This is a genomic window from Pseudomonas alkylphenolica (assembly GCF_000746525.1).
Taxonomy (GTDB): Bacteria; Pseudomonadota; Gammaproteobacteria; order Pseudomonadales; family Pseudomonadaceae; genus Aquipseudomonas; species Aquipseudomonas alkylphenolica.
On record NZ_CP009048.1, the window covers coordinates 2,698,548 to 2,715,113 of the forward strand.

The window sequence follows — 16,566 nt, forward strand, 5'->3', positions numbered from 1 at the left end:
GTCCATGGACACTCCCGGTACACGCCTGTTCAATGTCCGCGAAGGTGAAACACCGATCGTCGTGGCGGGGCTGGCATTGTTCTTCCTGCTGTTTACCGGCTACTTCATGCTGCGCCCGGTGCGCGAGACCATGGGTGTGGCGGGCGGTGTCGAGAATCTGCAGTGGTTGTTTACCGGCACCTTTGTGCTGACGCTGATCGCTTTGCCGTTGTTTGGCTGGTTGGCGTCGAAGGTGCAGCGTCGACGTATCCTGCCCTGGACCTATGGTTTTCTGGCCAGCAACCTGCTGGTGTTTGCGGTGCTGTTTGCGCTGCAGCCAGACAACCTGTGGAGTGCGCGGGCGTTCTACATCTGGTTGTCGATGTTCAATCTGTTGAGCATTTCCCTGGCCTGGAGCGTGCTGGCGGATCTGTTTTCCAGCGAGCAGGCCAAGCGCCTGTTCGGGTTGTTGGCGAGTGGCGCTAGCCTGGGCGGCTTGCTCGGGCCTGTGTTGGGCGCTTTGCTGGTCGGGGTGATTGGCCATGCCGGGCTGGTGCTGCTGGCCACGGCCTTCCTGTTGGGCAGCGTGGTTGCCGTTGCGTTTGTGCAGCGTTTCCGGGATCGCCATCCGCTGCCGGCAGACACCGAACTGCCACGCTCGCGGCCGCTGGGTGGCAATCCTTTCGCGGGGGCCAGTGAGGTGTTTCGCTCGCCCTATCTGCTGGCGATTGCGGTGTTTGTGGTGCTGTTGGCCAGTGTCAGTACGTTCCTGTATTTCGAGCAGGCGCGGTTGGTGGCGGAGCATTTCAGCAGCCGTACCGAGCAGACTCAGGTGTTCGGGTTGATCGACACGGTGGTGCAGTTTTTGTCGATCCTGACTCAGGTGTTCATCACTGGGCATCTGGCTCGCAAGCTGGGTGTCGGTGTATTGCTGGTAGCGGTGCCGTTGGTGATGGTGGTCGGTTTTGTCTGGCTGGTGATGGCGCCGGTGTTTGCGGTGTTTGCGGTGGTGATGGTGGTGCGTAGGGTCGGGGAGTATGCGCTGGTGCGGCCGGGGCGGGAGATGCTCTATACCGTGGTGGTGCCGGAGCATAAGTACAAGGCGAAGAATTTTACCGATACGGTGGTGTATCGCGGTGGGGATGCGCTCAGTGGCTGGGTCAAGCGCGGGCTGGATCTGTTAGGGGATCATCCGGGGCTGGCGATGGTGATCGGGGCGGGGATTGCGTTGGTCTGGGCCTTGACGGGGCTGTGGTTGGGGCGGGAGCAACGGAGGCGGGAGGGTGGGAGCGGGCTTGCCCCGCGATGAGGCCTTTGATTGCGCCACCGCCGCCAATGGATAAGCTCACAAACCGCAAAGCCCCCCAAAAAACCTACAACGGCACCGCATACAACTTGAACAACCGCCTGGCCCCCTCACTCGCCCCACCAAGATAAACCCCATAAGCCTGCTCAATCTCCCCAGACCGATACATCCCGCTGATCACCGAATCCACCAGCAAGCGAAAATCCTCATCCCCCCGGGGTAGCACCATCGACACTGGCGCATACTCATAAATCCGTTCGACCAGCATCAACGCCCCCGCTTCAGCATGCCGCGCCAACAGATTCTTCAACAGCATGCGTTCAGAAAAGAACGCATCCGCCTGCCCGTGGACAACCGCCGCGAACCCCGCATCATTGTTCTCAACCGCCACCACCGTCGCGATCACCCCAAGCATCTGTAGTTGCCGCCGAACCCACTGCTCAGTCACCCCACCGGCGACCACCGCAAAGGTCTGGTTGGCCAGCCCACGATTGACCGTCGCCCGCCAGGTCGGGCCGCTATGCGCCTGCTTGCCGTTGAGCACATTGAGCAAAGCCCCCGGAGCGTCCCTGCGTACCACCGCCGTCACCCCGGCGGTATACACCGGCACGGAAAAACTCACCTGCTTGCGCCGTGCCAGACTGGCAACCGTAGGCGTGCAGAGCAGGTTTACCCGCCCTGAACTGACCGCCGCAATCTCATCAGCCAGCGCCACCGGCTGAAACCGCACCTGCAGGTCGGGCAACGCCAAATCCGTTTTCACCTGGTCAGCAACCTTGCGGCACAGGTCGATGGCGTAGCCGCTGGCCTGGTCGCCGTCCTGCACGCTGAAGGGCGCAAAATCCGGCAGGTAACCGAGGGTCAAGGTATTGCTGGCCCGCACTTGCTCCAGCGTTGTGGCCTGAGCGAGGGCGGGAAGCAGGATGAGCAGGCTGGCAACTCGCCGCAGGCTAGCCTTCATAGCCAGCCCCCCGTTCACTCCTGGCCTGTTCGATGATGAAACGCTTGGCCAGGAAACCATAGAGCAGATAACCGAAAGCCAGCACCAGCGCGCCACCGAGTACTGCCTCCATGCCGCATGCATACAAGGCATACAGCGAGTAACCCACCGCCACCAGCAGCACCAGGGTATTGCGGCTGTACACCGCCGGGCCGACCCTGGCCTTGTGCATGATCGCCAGCAGCCCGGTCAGGGCCGTCACGTAGGGGATCAGGTTGGTCACCGCAGCCAGGCTCACCAGCTTGCTGAACTGGGCACTGGCATTGGGCGAGATGGTCGACAGCGCCATCGCCGTTTGCAGCACACCGCAAACCAGCATGCCGAGAATCGGCGCGTTCAGCGCACTGACTTTGGAAAACAGTTGCGGGAACAGGCCTTGGTCGGCAGTCATTTTCGCCGTTTGCGCCAGGGTGAATTGCCAACCCAAGAGCGAGCCGACACACGCCATCACCGCCAGCACCATGATGATCGTGCCGATCAGCGGGTTGAACATCTTCGCATAGACCAAAGCGAACGGCGCCGAGGCATTGGCCAGCTCCAGGTTGGGCACGATGCCCTGGATCACGGTGGTCGACAGCACATAGACCACTGCCGCGCCGAGGGTGCCGAACAGGCAGGCAAGGGGCACGTTGCGCTTGGGGTTTTCCACTGCGTCGAAGGCCTGTGCCGCCGATTCCATGCCCAGAAAGGCCCAGAGGGTCAGGGGAATGGTCTTGCCGATGGCTTCCCCGATAGGCAGCCCGTTCGGATTCCACGCCTGGGAGAACACCTCAGGATCAAACCAGAACCAGCCGATCACGCTTAATCCGGCTACCGGGATGATCACCCCCCAGACCGTGATCGCACCGATCCTGCCGGTAATCGCCGGCCCGCCGAAGTTGGCCACGATGGTCAACCAGATCAGCCCGATGGTACCGACGCACAGCGCCATCGCGCTGCTGCCCAGCCAGGGCATGAAGGCGGTCATGTAGCCCACGGCAGAAATGGCCACGGCCACATTGGCGATCGCCAGCGAGAGAAAATACAGATAGGAGCAGAGAAAGAACCCCGATTTGGCATGAGCCTCCTCGGTATAGGCCGATAGGCCCCCGGAGCGCGAACAATACACCCCGCACTGGGTGAAGCTGTAAGCGATTGCCATCGAGCCGATGGCGGTTACCACCCAGGACAGCAACGATACCGCCCCCAGTTGCGCCATGCTGGTCGGCAACATGATGATGCCGGACCCCATCATGTTGACCGTCACCAGGGTGGTCAGCCCGATGAGCGTCATTTTCTTGCCTGAGCCCGCCATATCCGCCCCCGATGTTGTGATCCATGGCTTATTGGGTATAGGTCATTTGTGCGCCGACCGGAGGGCTGGCAGGGCCGTGCAATGGCTTTTTTGCGTTTCACCGGGATGGCACGACCATTGCGCGGTTGCAGTTGCCGGGAACTTGGGCGTTGCTGCGAGCATCCTAGTTCACGTAGGTACTCGATTTCCGGAGGCACTACCATGCGTCGTTTACTGATCGCTTCTTCGCTTGTTCTCTGTTTGCCCATGGGCGCTGCACTGGCTGATGTGGACGCCAGTGATGTGGCCACTTCGGCGGGGGTTTCCGCTTCGTTGTACTCCACCTTCAAGGACGACAAACGCATCATCCCGGCCCGCGACGATGCCTCCTCGTTCATTGCCAGTGGCGGCGCTATTCGTGGTGTTTACCTGGAGTCGATGATGCGGCGTATTCGCCAGGACAACCCCGACTTGCAGGCCAGCGACGAAGACATCGCCCGGGCGATCCTGATTGAGGATGACCCCGGCAGTGCACGCTGATCCTGATCAGGGACAAGGCCAGCTCCCGGGATGTAAACTGAAATCGTCTGCTTCATCCCCAGAGGCAGGTTCAGGTTGCGGAGTTCATCATGTGCAGATTTTCGCCACTCGGCCTTTGCCTGGCCGTGTCATTGCTCAGCGTGCCGGCACTGGCCGAAACCGTGGTACCGCTCAAGGGCCAAAGCTCGCAGCAGGTCCAGCTGGATATCAACGACTGTCACAATGTCGCCAATAGCGCTTCGACCGCGCCGCCTGTAACGGGTGGCCGGGTCAGAGGCGCGGCGGTCGGCGCCGCGGCCGGTGCGGTAGGGGCCCAGGTGCGTGGTAATCAACACGACGAAGTCTATGACCGTGTCGACGACGATGTGAAGCAGGAGTATCGGCAGAATCGCGCCAAGGAAACTGCGGCCGCCGGTGCCGTGGTCGGTGGTTCGCGTCAGCGCCAGGAGCGGCGCGAGCAGCGCCGGACCAGTGAGTCGACCAATGCCTCGGCTTACACCAGTTGCTTGCAAGGCAGGGGCTATCAGGTTTCGCCCTGAAAGCACAGCTTATTCCCCCGGTGGGAGCGGGCTTGCCCCGCGATACGATGTGACTGACAGATCGCAATCGCGGGGCAAGCCCGCTCCCACCGGGGGGGGCGCTACCAGCCCTTCACACCATGCATATCCGGCAACCTGTGAGCGATGCCTTTGTGACAGTCGATACAGGTAGCCTCGCCTTTGGCCAGCGAGGTGGAGTGCATGGCCACAGCGCGCTTGCTCTGGCGGGTGAAGTCCATGAACTCGAAGTTGTGACAGTTTCGGCATTCGCGTGAATCGTTGGCCTTGAGCCTGGCCCATTCATGCTCGGCCAGCTCCCGGCGCAGGGCGACGAACTTGTCGCGGGTGTCGATGGTGCCGAAGATCTTGCCCCAGACCTCTTTGGAGGCCTGCATCTTGCGCGCGATCTTGTGCGTCCATTCGTGCGGCACGTGACAATCCGGGCAACTGGCACGCACGCCGGAGCGGTTGGTGTAGTGGATGGTTTCCTTGAGCTCGATGAAGACGTTGTCGCGCATTTCATGGCACGACACGCAGAACTTCTCGGTATTGGTCATTTCCAGCGCGGTGTTGAAGCCGCCCCAGAAAATGATCCCGGCAATAAAGCCGCCAAGGGTCAAAAAGCCCAGGCTGAAATACACGCTCGGCCGACAGAGGATGCCCCAGTACTCCTTAAGCAGGGCGAACAGTGCTTTCATGGCGCCTCCTCAAGGTTTCTTCGCGGCGTTGGCGTCGTCTTGCAGGATTTTGTCGATGGTTTCGAAGCTGTTGCCCACCAGCGGCTGCACCTCTTTCTGCGGCACATGGCACTGGTTGCAGAAGTAGCGGCGCGGCGATACCGCCGCCAGGGCCTGGCCGTCGCGGTCCATGTAATGGGTGATGCTGATCATCGTCGCCTGGCTGCGGGCGCTGTTGGCACGGCTGTGGCACGACAGGCACTTGTTGCCGTTCTTGTCGATCTGATAGCCGCGAATGCTGTGGGGAATGGTCGGCGGCTGGTCAGGGTAGTTGCGCTCGCGCTTGAGGTCCTTGTTTTCATCGTTGGCAATCGGTGGCGCCGGCATGCTTTGGGTCAGGGTACCGCCGGGTCGGCGACCGTCCGGGCCGGGGGCATCGAGCGGATAGTCGATTTCGGCAGCGATCACCACGCCAATCGCAGCGAGCAGGCACAACGGCAGGATTCGAAAGGTCATGACGGTGCTCCTCAGGCGACGCTGATCAACTCGATGCGTATGGCGCATTTTTTGTAGTCGGTCTGCTTGGAGATCGGGTCGGTGGCATCGAGCGTGACCTTGTTGATCAGCTTGTTGGCATCGAAAAACGGCACGAACACCAGGCCTTGCGGCGGCTTGTTGCGCCCGCGGGTTTCGATGCGCGCGCGGATTTCGCCACGCCGGCTGATCAGTTTCACTTCGCTGCCGCGCCGCGCATTCAGGGCTTTGGCGTCGTCGGGGTGCATGTAGACCAAGGCATCGGGTACCGCTTTGTACAGCTCTTCGACCCGCTGGGTCATGCTCCCGGTGTGCCAGTGCTCAAGCACCCGGCCGGTGCTCAGCCAGAACGGGTAGTCGGCATCCGGGGCTTCGGCCGGCGGCTCATAGGGCAGGGCAAAGATGATCGCTTTCTTGTCCGGGTAGCCATAGAACTGCACACCACTGCCGGCCTCGACGTACGGGTCAGTGCCCTCGCGATAACGCCAGCGAGTCTCCTTGCCGTCGACCACTGGCCAGCGCAGTCCGCGCTCACTGTGGTAGCGATCAAACGGGGCGAGGTCGTGGCCGTGACCACGGCCGAACTGGGCGTACTCTTCGAACAGGCCTTTTTGCAGGTAGAAGCCAAACGCCTTGGCCTCATCGTTCTTGTACCCGGCTTCCAGTTGCTCGACCGGAAACTGGTCGACCTGACCGTTCTTGAACAGTACCTCGAACAAGGTTTTGCCCTTGTATTCAGGCGCCTTGGCCAACAGCTCTGCAGGCCAGGTTTCATCGGTGGTGAAACGTTTGGAAAACTCCACCAGTTGCCACAAGTCCGACTTGGCATCACCGGGCGCCGTGACCAACTGATGCCAGAACTGGGTACGACGCTCGGCGTTGCCAAAGGCGCCTTCCTTTTCCACCCACATCGCGCTGGGCAGGATCAGGTCGGCGGCCTGAGCCGAGACGGTGGGGTAGACATCCGAGACGATCACGAAGTTCTCGGGTTTGCGCCAGCCGGGCAGCACCTCCTGCATGATGTTGGGCCCGGCATGCATGTTGTTGCTGGCCTGGGTCCAGTACACGTTGAGTACGCCATCCTTGAGCATGCGGCTTTGTTGAACGGCATGAAAACCGACCTTCTCCTCGATGGTCCCGGCCGGCAGCTTCCAGATTTTTTCCGCAGTGGCACGGTGCTTGGGGTTGGTCACCACCAGGTCGGCGGGCAAGCGGTGCGAGAAGGTCCCGACTTCACGGGCGGTGCCGCAGGCGGAAGGCTGGCCGGTGAGGGAGAAGGGGCTGTTGCCCGGTTCGCTGATCTTGCCGGTAAGCAGGTGAATGTTGTAGATCAGGTTGTTGGCCCAGACGCCACGGGTATGTTGGTTGAAACCCATGGTCCAGAACGACACGACCTTGCGTTTGGGGTCGGCATAAAGCTCGGCCAGGGCCTTGAGGCGTTCCGCTGGCACGCCCGATTCCTTGGCGGTGCGCTCCAGGGTATAGGGGCGGACGAAGGCGGCGAACTGTTCGAAGTTGATGTCGCTCCAGGTGTTGGCCTTGTCGGCATTCTTGGCCTGGGTCTCCAGCGGATTGTCCGGGCGCAGGCCGTAGCCGATGTCGTCGGCGCCCTGGGCGAAGCGGGTGTGCTTGCTGATGAAGTCCTTGTTGACCGCACCGCTTTCAATGATGTGATTGGCGATGTAGTTGAGGATCAACAGATCGGTCTGTGGCTTGAACACCATGGGGATGTCGGCCAGTTCGAAGCTGCGGTGCTCGAAGGTAGACAGCACCGCGACCTTGACCTGCGGCTGGCTCAGGCGCCGGTCGGTGACCCGGCTCCAGAGAATCGGGTGCATCTCGGCCATGTTCGAGCCCCAGAGCACGAAGGCATCGGTGGCCTCGATATCGTCGTAGCAGCCCATCGGCTCATCCATGCCGAAGGTGCGCATGAAGCCCATCACCGCCGAGGCCATGCAATGGCGGGCATTCGGGTCGATGTTGTTGCTGCGAAAGCCGGCCTTCATCAGTTTGTTGGCGGCGTAACCTTCCCACACCGTCCATTGCCCTGAGCCAAACATGCCGACCGAGCCTGGACCTTTGTTCTTCAAGGCTTCCTTGAACTTCGCTTCCATGATGTCGAAGGCTTTCTCCCAGCTGACCGGCTGGAACTCGCCCTGCTTGTCGTACTGGCCGTTCTTCATGCGCAGCAGTGGCTGGGTCAGGCGGTCGTTGCCATACATGATCTTCGACAGGAAGTAGCCCTTGACGCAGTTCAAGCCGCGATTGACCTCGGCCTTGACGTCGCCATGGGTGGCTACCACGCGGTTATCGCGGGTGGCGACCATCACACTGCAACCGGTGCCGCAGAAGCGGCAGGGTGCCTTGTTCCAGTCCAGGGTGACCATGTCCGCTTCGGTAATCAGGTTACTGGCGGTGGTATAGATCGGCAGGCCGGCCGCTGCCGCAGCAATGGCGGCGGCCTGGGCTTTGGCGAATTCACGGCGGGTCATGCTCATTCGATCTCTCCTGCTGGGTCGAGGAGTTCGTGATAGATCAACGCCGCATTGAGTACGCCCGGCAAATTGTTGATCTGGTCGATGCGCTGCAAAATCTGGTTTTCATCTACCGCCTCAAGCACCACCACTAACTTTCCGGCGCTACTTTCCTGGTGTAATTCCAGGCCGTCGAGCAGGCTCAAGTTGGCTTTGACTGCATCAAACAGTTCCGGGCGGGCAAGTACTACAAGGCTGGCAATATGTCGGGCTTCGTCCATGCAGTGGCTCCACTAGATAGCGTTGGCGGTCTATCAGTTGGGCGGCCCGGGCGGGCCGTAGAGCATTTGTAAAAACCAGATGATGAAGCCGTAGCCACCGACGATCGCCACCGATAGCAGGGGGAACAGGCAGGCGACAAGGAAGATGAACAGCAGGGCTTCCTTGCGCCGTACAGGTTTTTGTTCTTCAGCCGATGGCATTGGATGCTCTCCAAGCAGACTTGGGTTGAGCGTAGATCACCGCGGTGAAGTGGCTAAATCATTGCAGCTGAATTAGACCGGCGGCATTACTGTTGCAGGCCAAGGGTTTCGACAGTTTGGCGAACGCCCCAGTAATGCTATTAAGAATAATTATTGTTTATTGGCTGGCCCGCACAGCATTACTTCAGACAGGTCTTCAGGAATTGTTCTCGGTCTTGATGCATCTGCAAGTGGGTTTTTCCTGCGGCATACTCCAGACCGGCAAGGCCCATTTTCAGCGCAAGTTCCGGATGCCGCGCCGCATGAAGAATAGCCTCTGCCAGACTGGATGGATTCCCCGTTTCGAAGATAAGCGCGGTGTCCTTGTCGGTAATATCCAGGATGCCGTAAGTGTCTGAGGCGATGACCGGGGTGCCCTGGCTGAACGCGTCGAAAATGATCCTCGGTTGTTCCTGCTTTAGCGTGGGAACCAGCACCCAGTCGTGGTGTGAAACGACCTTGAAGAATTCTTCTCCGTAATTGACGTTGTCTTGATACTTCACGGTGACGCCGCCATGGGGCTCCCTTGCAAAGTGCCGGCAGTTTTCTTCCAGATCGCCCGAACCCATGATGGTGATGTTTATATTCACGTCGTGGGATTTCAATTGCTCGATGGCGGCGAGCACAACAAGCACGCCTTTGTCGGCGACGAGGCGGGAGGGGAAGAGTATGTTCAGTTTGCCATCGGCTTTGTCATTGAATCTGCGCGTGACCGCTTCCGGATTTGTAAAATTGCTTTTATCCACCCAGGTTGCAGGGTTGATAAGTGTCCGGCGTTTCTCGTTGCCGAGAAAATAATCCCGGTAAAATGATTGGGTGAATATTCTCGAATTTGCCGCCCTCAAACAACATCTCAACAGGGTTTTGTGAGCGTAATGTTCAATTGTTTTTCGAGGGGTTTTAGCCTCGCCCTGACCCAGCATCCAGAACGACGACTCGATGACGATAATCCATTGAAAGGGCATGAACGGCTTGAGCAGTAACAAATAAAACGACAAGGGGAACGCCCAGCCGGCACCATCGGAGTGAACGATTTTTGCTTGCTTGCAGGCCTTGATGACAGTGACAAAGTTTGGCAGGAAATTCTTGAGTACCGATAGAATGCCACGGTCATTCTTCAGCTCGAAAAGCCACTTTATATCCAGATCGCTAATGTCTTGCAGACCCTCCAGGCTTCTGCTTTTGACAACCGGGCAGCAGATGCCGAAGCTTTGTATGTAGTTCAAGTGCAGTTTCAGGTCTTTAGCCCACAAAGGGTCGGTAAATATTCTTCCTTGGCTGTCTTTCTTTATCACTATCCTGGTGAACAGGATGTAGGGCTTTTTGATCATATTCCCCTCACATGGAGCTGCTGACTGCTGCAAGTGATCTTCCCTACGGTATCAACCACTTCATGTGATGAACAGGCTGTCAACGAGGACAGCAAAGATGCCATAAACACTGATTTACCTGAGTTTCGCGTTGACGAGCCAATCGTTTGTTTACCCATAAACCTGAAAGCCTGCGCCACCTGTTTGGCCAAATGTGTTCATCCCGACAGTGGGCGCAGGGAACGCAGTCCAGTGTCGTGTGCGGGCCAGCACAATGATGTCCAATTGTCATCGTGACAAACGAAAGGATAGCCATGCCCTACAAAATCGGGAGGGGTCGTCAGCTTTTTTTTAAACGGTACTGCCAGGCTCCCGGTGGGAGCGAGGCTTGCCCCGCGATGCGATATATCTGACAGTTCGCAATCGCGGGGCAAGCCCGCTCCCACCGGGAGCCTGTGAGGCTAGAACTTGACCTTGATCCCGATCATCCCTTCGTAGCCGTGGCTATCGTTATCCAGCCCTTTTTCGTAGCCGGCAGAGACGTGGATCGTAGTCTTCTCGCTGGCTTGGTAGTCCACACCAAGGTTTACCTCAGTCCAAGTGCCGCCCAGATCAGTAGTGAAGGGGACAAAGCCGTCATGGGACGAGAACTCGGTTTTCGGTGAGCTTTTGAACTCGTGCCAGATGCTTGGGCGTACCCAGATGTTGGTGCGGTGCAGTTTGCCTTTGTCGTCCTCACGGAACATGTCTTTGTCGATGCGTACCCCCAGACGGCCTGTCAGCGAATCGACGTCTTCGAAGCGCACCTCGGAGGCGGCGTCGTGGCTGTCATTGATCTTGATCTTGCTGACAATCACCTGGGCTTGCGGCTCGATCTTCAGCGATTCGTCCTTGTTCAGTTTGAACGGATAACCGGCTTCCAGCGACGCGGTGATGCCTTTGCCCTTGGTTTTGAAGCGCGGCAGGTCTTGCGGGTTGGCCTGGATATCGAAGTGATTGAATTGCAGCACACCGTCCAGGTACCAACCTGCCGGGCCAAAGTGCGTCCAGTAGCCACCCAGGCCAACGGCGCGGACCTTGGCATCGCCAGCGGCACTGCCATCGGTGTGGTCGATGTCACCGGCGATCTTGCCGGCGGACAGCGAGATCCCGGCCTGATCGGTACTGCCATCGGTGTCTTCACCGTGGTACAGGTCGATACCGACCTGGAACGCTTGCTGGCTGTAGTCATAACGGCTGCCGTTGTTCAGGTCCTGGTCGCCCTGGCCATAGATCAGGCGGCCCCAGCCCAGCGATGGGCCATAGTCGCTTTGCGCCTCGGCCGGGAGCGGCTCGACCGAATTACGTACTTCTTCGCCCATGCGTTCGTGCAGGGTGTCGACCAGCATGCGGCTGTAGCGCAGGGTCATGCCGGGGATGGCGCTGTACAGCGAGGTTTCCGGGCGGTAGTTGGGCACCTGAGGTGAAGGTTGAGTCGGATTGACGACGGGCTTCGGTGCTGGATCGACGGGGGCAGGGTCAACAGGAGTCGGGTCAACCGGGGTAGGATCAACGGGAGTCGGGTCAACCGGGGTAGGGTCAACAGGTGTCGGATCGACCGGAGTGGCATCCTTGGTCGAACGCAGGTACCAGGCCTGGGCATTGCTGTCGTCCAGACTGGCGCGGTGCAGGGTGTACTCGTACGGGCCAGCCTTGACCCGGCTGAGCAGTCTGAACGCTTGCTCCTGGGTGGTGCCACCGTTGATCGCATCGACGACCTGGATACCGTTGCCTTGAGTCAACGCGCCGGGGCCTCCGGCGTTTTTGATCTGCAGGTTGCTGCTGCCGCTTGCCTGGCCGCCATCGATGACCAGTTTGTCGGAGGGCGATTGATCGTCATACAGGTAGGTATTGAGGGCGATGGTGCCGTTGTTGCCCTGGTATTGATTGGCCGTGAGGGTCTTGTAGCTGCCGCCGGAGGGGGCGCTGAAGTCGATCAGGCTGTTGTCGTTGCTCAGGCTGCTGAGGTTGGAGTTGCCGGTGAGTTTCCACAGGCTGGTGTCACTCATGCTCAGGTTCGAGGTGCTGCCCGATGCGGTGGTGGCGGTACCATTGACCTGGGAGCTTGCCAGGTTGATGGTGGCCAGGCCCGCCTGGTTTGCATTGGCATCGACGTGCAGCCATTGGCCGCTGCCGCCTGCGATCACGTCCTCGAAGTTGATGTCACCGATGCCGTACACGGCGACGGTCGCGCCGTTCTGGTTATGCAGCACTGTGCTGCTCAGGTCGGCCTGGCTTACGCCAGTACTGCTGCCTTGCAGGTACAGGGCTGCAGCATTGCTGCCAGCGGCGCTTACCGTCGACTGCTCGGCGCTGAGCTGGCCGCCGTCCTTGACCAGCATGCCATGGGCGTCGGCGCCCTGGGTGATGACGCTGGCCTGTTTGAGGATTGCCGAGCTCGGGGCACTGTTGACCAGTACGCCATGGGCGCCGACGCCGCTGGTGCTGGCAACGCTGTTGTCGGCTTGTAACTGGCCGCCGCGTTCAGCCTGCAAGGCAGCCGAGTTGTCGCCGTGGGTGCGGATGCTGGAGTCCTTGAGCTCCAGGGTGGCGCTCAGGCCGTCCTTGAAGTTGCGGCTCACCCGGGCACCACTGGCATTGGCACCGAGAGTTTCGATCGTCACGCTGTTGGCTTCAAGCGAGACGTTGCCGGGTTTTGGGCCGCCGATGCCGGCGTACAGGCCAATCGAACGATCGCCTTCAGTCTTCACCGAAACGCCGTTGAGTTGCATGCTGCCACCGTCATCCACGGCGGCGCCGTAGGCCTGCTGGCCTTTGGTCAGAAGATGGGTGCCGTTGGCGATCAGCAGGGCGCCTTCATTGCGCGAGGCCAGGGCATGCGGGAAGGTCAGGTTGGACTGCACGGGAGAGCCGTCGCCGGAGGTGGTCACGGTGCCACCATTGAGGATCACGGTGGCGTTCTGGTTGGCGACCACGCCCATGGCATTGTCGTTGCCGGAGGTATAGACGTTGACGTTGTCGGCGGTGATCGTTGCGTTCCCGGCACTGATCCCGGTCGAGTAGTTGCCTTCGGTGCTGACACTGCCGTTGCTGATCTTGATGTCTGCACCAGCGCCTGCGCTGATGCCATAACTGGTTTTCTGCGAGGTGCGGACCTGGCTGTCACTGAGCACCAGGGTCGAGCCTGCGCCGTCTACCAGCACGCCAGGCGACCAAGGGCCGATGGCGTTGATAGCGTCGACGGCAATCTTGCTTTGACTCACCTGAGCCTGAGCGCCGCCGGTGATGTTCAGGCCGATCGAGCGGGCGCCGAGTACCGAGATATCGCTGTCGGACACCACGGCCGTGCTGCCAGCGCCTTCGACTGACACGCCGTGGCCATAGGTGCCCTGGGCTGCCAGGACGCTATTGTCGATTACCAGGCTGCCGCCGGCCATGGCCCTGGCGGCTGCGCTAGGGTTGGTGACAACGCCGCCGCCAGTGACGCTGACGTGGCTGTCCTTGAGCGAGATGCTGCTGGCTTCGGCGCGCGCACCGCCCATGTAGCCACCGCTGGCGTTCACCTCCAGGCCGCTGCCGGTGATCTTCGAGCCACCCAGGGCATGTAGCACGGCGGTGGTCGAGGTGCTGCCCGCGGCGCTGGTGGAGTTGAAGGTACTGTCGCTCAGAATGATTTCGCTACCACCCTCGGCACGCGCACCGCTGGAAGCCGCGCCACTGGTGTTGACGGTGATGTCATTGGCGCTGATCTGGCTGCCAGCTTCGGCTTTCAGACCATGGCTGATGTTGGTGCCGCTACCTGCGCCGCTGGTGGTGACCGTGGTGCCTTTGCTCAGCGCGATGCTTGCGCCGTCCTTGGCCAGCACGCCTACCGAGCCTTTGGCCAGGGTGCTGATGGCGCCACCGCTGAAGTCGATGGCACTGCCAGTGCCGCTGGCCAGCAGGGCGACGTTGTTGCTGCCAGTGGCGCTACCCATGCTGACCTGGCTGTTGGCGAGGCTGATCACACCGCCGTTTTGCGCGGTGACACCGGTCATGTTGCTGGCGGTGAAGGGCACCCCCAGGGCGGTCTGCGGGAGCATCTCGATACGTACACCGCTGCCGCTGATCTTGCCACCGGCTTCAGCCAGCAGGCCTTTCTGGCCATTGGCGGTAGCACCGGTCACGGCACCGTTGACGACACTGCCTTGCTCGAAGCTGATCTGCACGCCAGCAGCGGCTTTCACCCCGATCGCATTGGCCGCCTTCAGTATGACGCTGGAGCTGTCCGCAACACCGCTGCTGATACCGATGCCATTGGCCACGGTGACGGTGATAGGTGCAGGCACACCGAGTAAGCCCATCAGGGCAACGCGGCCGATGCTCAGGCCGGCGTTCGATGGTTGTGGTTCTTCGCGAAGTTCGGTCGCTATCACCGCGTCTTCTGCTTGCGCATCCTCGATGGGCAGGTAGCACAGACTGCCGAGGATCAGGCTGATGGCCAGGGCCAGACGGTTGTGTGCCAGGTGGTCCAGAGGCAGTGCACTTTCGCTGATGTGTTTCATGGCAACCTCCAAAAATGTATGGAGGAAGTTTCTGCCTAGGCAGCTATTTACTCTGTAGGAGTGGCCTTAGCCGTTTGTAGGAACTTCACTGAAGGCCACGCTGGTCTAGGCTTGTTGATCAGGCCGGCGTTGGCCTGCAAGGAGGCGCCCAATGAGTCGGGTAATGATCGTCGAGCCACTACCGTTGTTGCGTCTGGCCATCGGCCAGGTGCTGCAACGCCTGGGGCATCAACTGGTAGCCGAAGCCGATAACGGCCAGGATGCGCTGCTGCACGCGCGTACTGATGCCCCGCAGCTAATCGTGCTTGAACTGGCGATCAGCGGCCTCGGCGGTCTCGATCTGATCCGCCGCCTGAAGCTGCGCGACCCGGCGTTGCAGCTGTTGGTGTACACCGGGCAGAGCAGCAGTCATTTCGCCCGGCTGTGTGTGCAGGCCGGGGCGGACGGGTTTGTCAGCAAACACGATGAGCCGCTCGAGCTGGAACGGGCATTGAGCGCCGTGGTGCACGGGCGCCGCTATTTCCCTCGGGATGCGCTGAATACACCAGCCCCGGTGGGTGGCAAAGAGCTGGACACGTTATCGGCGCGAGAACTGACGGTGCTGGAGCTGATCAGCGAAGGGCGCTCTAATCAGGCCATCGCCGAGCAGCTGTCGATCAGTTACAAGACGGTCAGCACCTACAAAACCCGACTGCAGGAAAAGCTCCAGGTCGATTCGCGCCTGGCGTTGGCGACCATCGCGCAACGCAATGGCATTGGCCAGTCGGGCGTGATGACGCCGGTCGAACCTGAGCTGCAAGCTGAAATGCTGCATGAGCCGGCGCAACAAACACTGTTGCGGGCCATGCTGGACGCCTCGCCCAATCCGATGTTCGTGCGTGACCGGGAGGGTCACTTGTTGATGTGCAATCAGCCCTTTCTGGCGCAGCACCATACTTCCCGGGAGCGGGTGCTGGGTGGGCGTCTGACGGACGCCTTCTGGTTCACGCCCGAGCAGGGCCGTACCCACCAGGCGCGGTATGAAGCGTTCATCGAAAAAGGTGAACCGTTCAGTTCGCAGAGAACCTTCGAGTTCCTTGGCGAGCCGCATTTTCTGCAGTACTGGGCCGAACCCTGGCGTGATGCCAGTGGCAACGTTGTAGGCATGGTGGGCAGCTTTGAAGACCTGACGGACCGGCAGATCCTCCTGGGTCAATTACGCGATGCCCACGAACAAGCCCGGGCCAGGTACCGGGAAGTCACCGGTTTTGCCCGGGTGGTCCATGAGGATCTGAACGAACCGCTGCAGCGCCTGCAATCCGGTCTTGGCAGCGCGCAATTGGCGCTTTCCGGCCAGGTCGCCTTGCAGCGTTTGAGCCTGCGTCTGCAACAACTGGAGCAGTTGGTCACTCTGGATCAGTTGCGCCCACCGCTGGTGCCGGTCCAGCTGGACATCGTTCAGTGGGTGGAAGCGCGACTTGCGGCTTTCAACGCGCAGCTGCCTGCCGGTGGGACAATCTCGACGCTGGCCCTGGAAGGGGTGACGACCAGGCAGTTGTGGATCGATGGCGAGCGTCTTGGCACGTTGCTCGACAGCCTGATCCGCCACCTGAGCGAGGAGGCCATGCAAACACCCCTGCGCATCAGCCTGACCACGCGGATGCAGATCACTGGTGTGGTCACCCTGAACCTCGCAGTGACGCTCTGCCAACCCCTGGCCCACCGTCAAGGCATTGCTTTGCAACTGTGCCGAAACCTTACCCAGTCGATGGACGGCAGCTTTCGCGACGTCCACGAGAACGGCGAAACGGCGTTTCTGATCGAACTTGAATGCCCCGCAGCACTGCCAGCCTGAGTGCTGCGGGCAGTTCCTTCAGAAAGAAATTAACC

The 16,566-nt window shown here is 60.3% G+C and carries 13 protein-coding genes; 4 read left to right on the forward strand and 9 right to left on the reverse strand.

What is annotated here, in order from left to right; genetic code table 11:
* Positions 1 to 4: 4 nt before the first annotated feature.
* Positions 5 to 1,288: an NTP/NDP exchange transporter gene (locus PSAKL28_RS12330; RefSeq protein WP_038610631.1), complete on the forward strand. Its 1,284-nt coding sequence runs from the start codon at positions 5 to 7 to the stop codon at positions 1,286 to 1,288.
* Between the two features lie 64 nt (positions 1,289 to 1,352).
* Here PSAKL28_RS12330 and PSAKL28_RS12335 read toward each other — a convergent pair whose 3' ends face one another.
* A complete protein-coding gene (locus PSAKL28_RS12335) occupies positions 1,353 to 2,246 on the reverse strand; it encodes an amino acid ABC transporter substrate-binding protein (protein ID WP_038610634.1) in 894 nt (297 codons plus the stop codon).
* A complete protein-coding gene (potE, locus tag PSAKL28_RS12340) occupies positions 2,236 to 3,579 on the reverse strand; it encodes a putrescine-ornithine antiporter (RefSeq protein ID WP_038610636.1) in 1,344 nt (447 codons plus the stop codon). Before potE ends, PSAKL28_RS12335 begins: the two co-directional genes overlap by 11 nt.
* 201 nt (positions 3,580 to 3,780) lie before the next feature.
* Here potE and PSAKL28_RS12345 point away from each other — a divergent pair, with 201 nt between their 5' ends.
* Positions 3,781 to 4,098: a DUF2388 domain-containing protein gene (locus PSAKL28_RS12345; protein ID WP_038610638.1), complete on the forward strand. Its 318-nt coding sequence runs from the start codon at positions 3,781 to 3,783 to the stop codon at positions 4,096 to 4,098.
* Between the two features lie 89 nt (positions 4,099 to 4,187).
* Positions 4,188 to 4,637, forward strand: a complete 450-nt coding sequence (locus PSAKL28_RS12350; RefSeq protein WP_038610640.1) for a YMGG-like glycine zipper-containing protein — start codon at positions 4,188 to 4,190, stop codon at positions 4,635 to 4,637.
* Positions 4,638 to 4,738: 101 nt separating this feature from the next.
* On the opposite strand, the gene PSAKL28_RS12355 is transcribed toward PSAKL28_RS12350, so the two are convergent.
* The 7 genes from PSAKL28_RS12355 to PSAKL28_RS12385 all read right to left on the reverse strand — a co-directional run bounded on the left by PSAKL28_RS12355 (position 4,739) and on the right by PSAKL28_RS12385 (position 14,697).
* Entirely contained in the window at positions 4,739 to 5,335 is a 597-nt protein-coding gene (locus PSAKL28_RS12355; protein WP_038610642.1) for a cytochrome c3 family protein, read from the reverse strand.
* A gap of 9 nt (positions 5,336 to 5,344) precedes the next feature.
* Positions 5,345 to 5,830, reverse strand: a complete 486-nt coding sequence (locus PSAKL28_RS12360) for a nitrate reductase cytochrome c-type subunit (protein ID WP_038610644.1) — start codon at positions 5,828 to 5,830, stop codon at positions 5,345 to 5,347.
* An 11-nt stretch (positions 5,831 to 5,841) separates the two neighbouring features.
* On the reverse strand, positions 5,842 to 8,346 hold the full coding sequence (gene napA / locus PSAKL28_RS12365) for a nitrate reductase catalytic subunit NapA (protein WP_038610645.1): 2,505 nt from the start codon (positions 8,344 to 8,346) through the stop codon (positions 5,842 to 5,844).
* Positions 8,343 to 8,603 carry a chaperone NapD gene (locus tag PSAKL28_RS12370; RefSeq protein WP_038610647.1) on the reverse strand — a complete coding sequence of 87 codons (261 nt, stop codon included), beginning with the start codon at positions 8,601 to 8,603 and terminating at the stop codon, positions 8,343 to 8,345. Before PSAKL28_RS12370 ends, napA begins: the two co-directional genes overlap by 4 nt.
* 33 nt (positions 8,604 to 8,636) lie before the next feature.
* Entirely contained in the window at positions 8,637 to 8,804 is a 168-nt protein-coding gene (napE, locus tag PSAKL28_RS12375; protein WP_038610650.1) for a periplasmic nitrate reductase, NapE protein, read from the reverse strand.
* Positions 8,805 to 8,983: 179 nt separating this feature from the next.
* Positions 8,984 to 10,174 carry a glycosyltransferase family 4 protein gene (locus tag PSAKL28_RS12380; protein ID WP_038610653.1) on the reverse strand — a complete coding sequence of 397 codons (1,191 nt, stop codon included), beginning with the start codon at positions 10,172 to 10,174 and terminating at the stop codon, positions 8,984 to 8,986.
* Between the two features lie 440 nt (positions 10,175 to 10,614).
* Positions 10,615 to 14,697: an autotransporter outer membrane beta-barrel domain-containing protein gene (locus tag PSAKL28_RS12385; RefSeq protein WP_051939330.1), complete on the reverse strand. Its 4,083-nt coding sequence runs from the start codon at positions 14,695 to 14,697 to the stop codon at positions 10,615 to 10,617.
* 151 nt (positions 14,698 to 14,848) lie between these two features.
* Here PSAKL28_RS12385 and PSAKL28_RS26490 point away from each other — a divergent pair, with 151 nt between their 5' ends.
* Positions 14,849 to 16,531: a LuxR C-terminal-related transcriptional regulator gene (locus tag PSAKL28_RS26490; protein ID WP_084589103.1), complete on the forward strand. Its 1,683-nt coding sequence runs from the start codon at positions 14,849 to 14,851 to the stop codon at positions 16,529 to 16,531.
* Positions 16,532 to 16,566 lie beyond the last annotated feature (35 nt).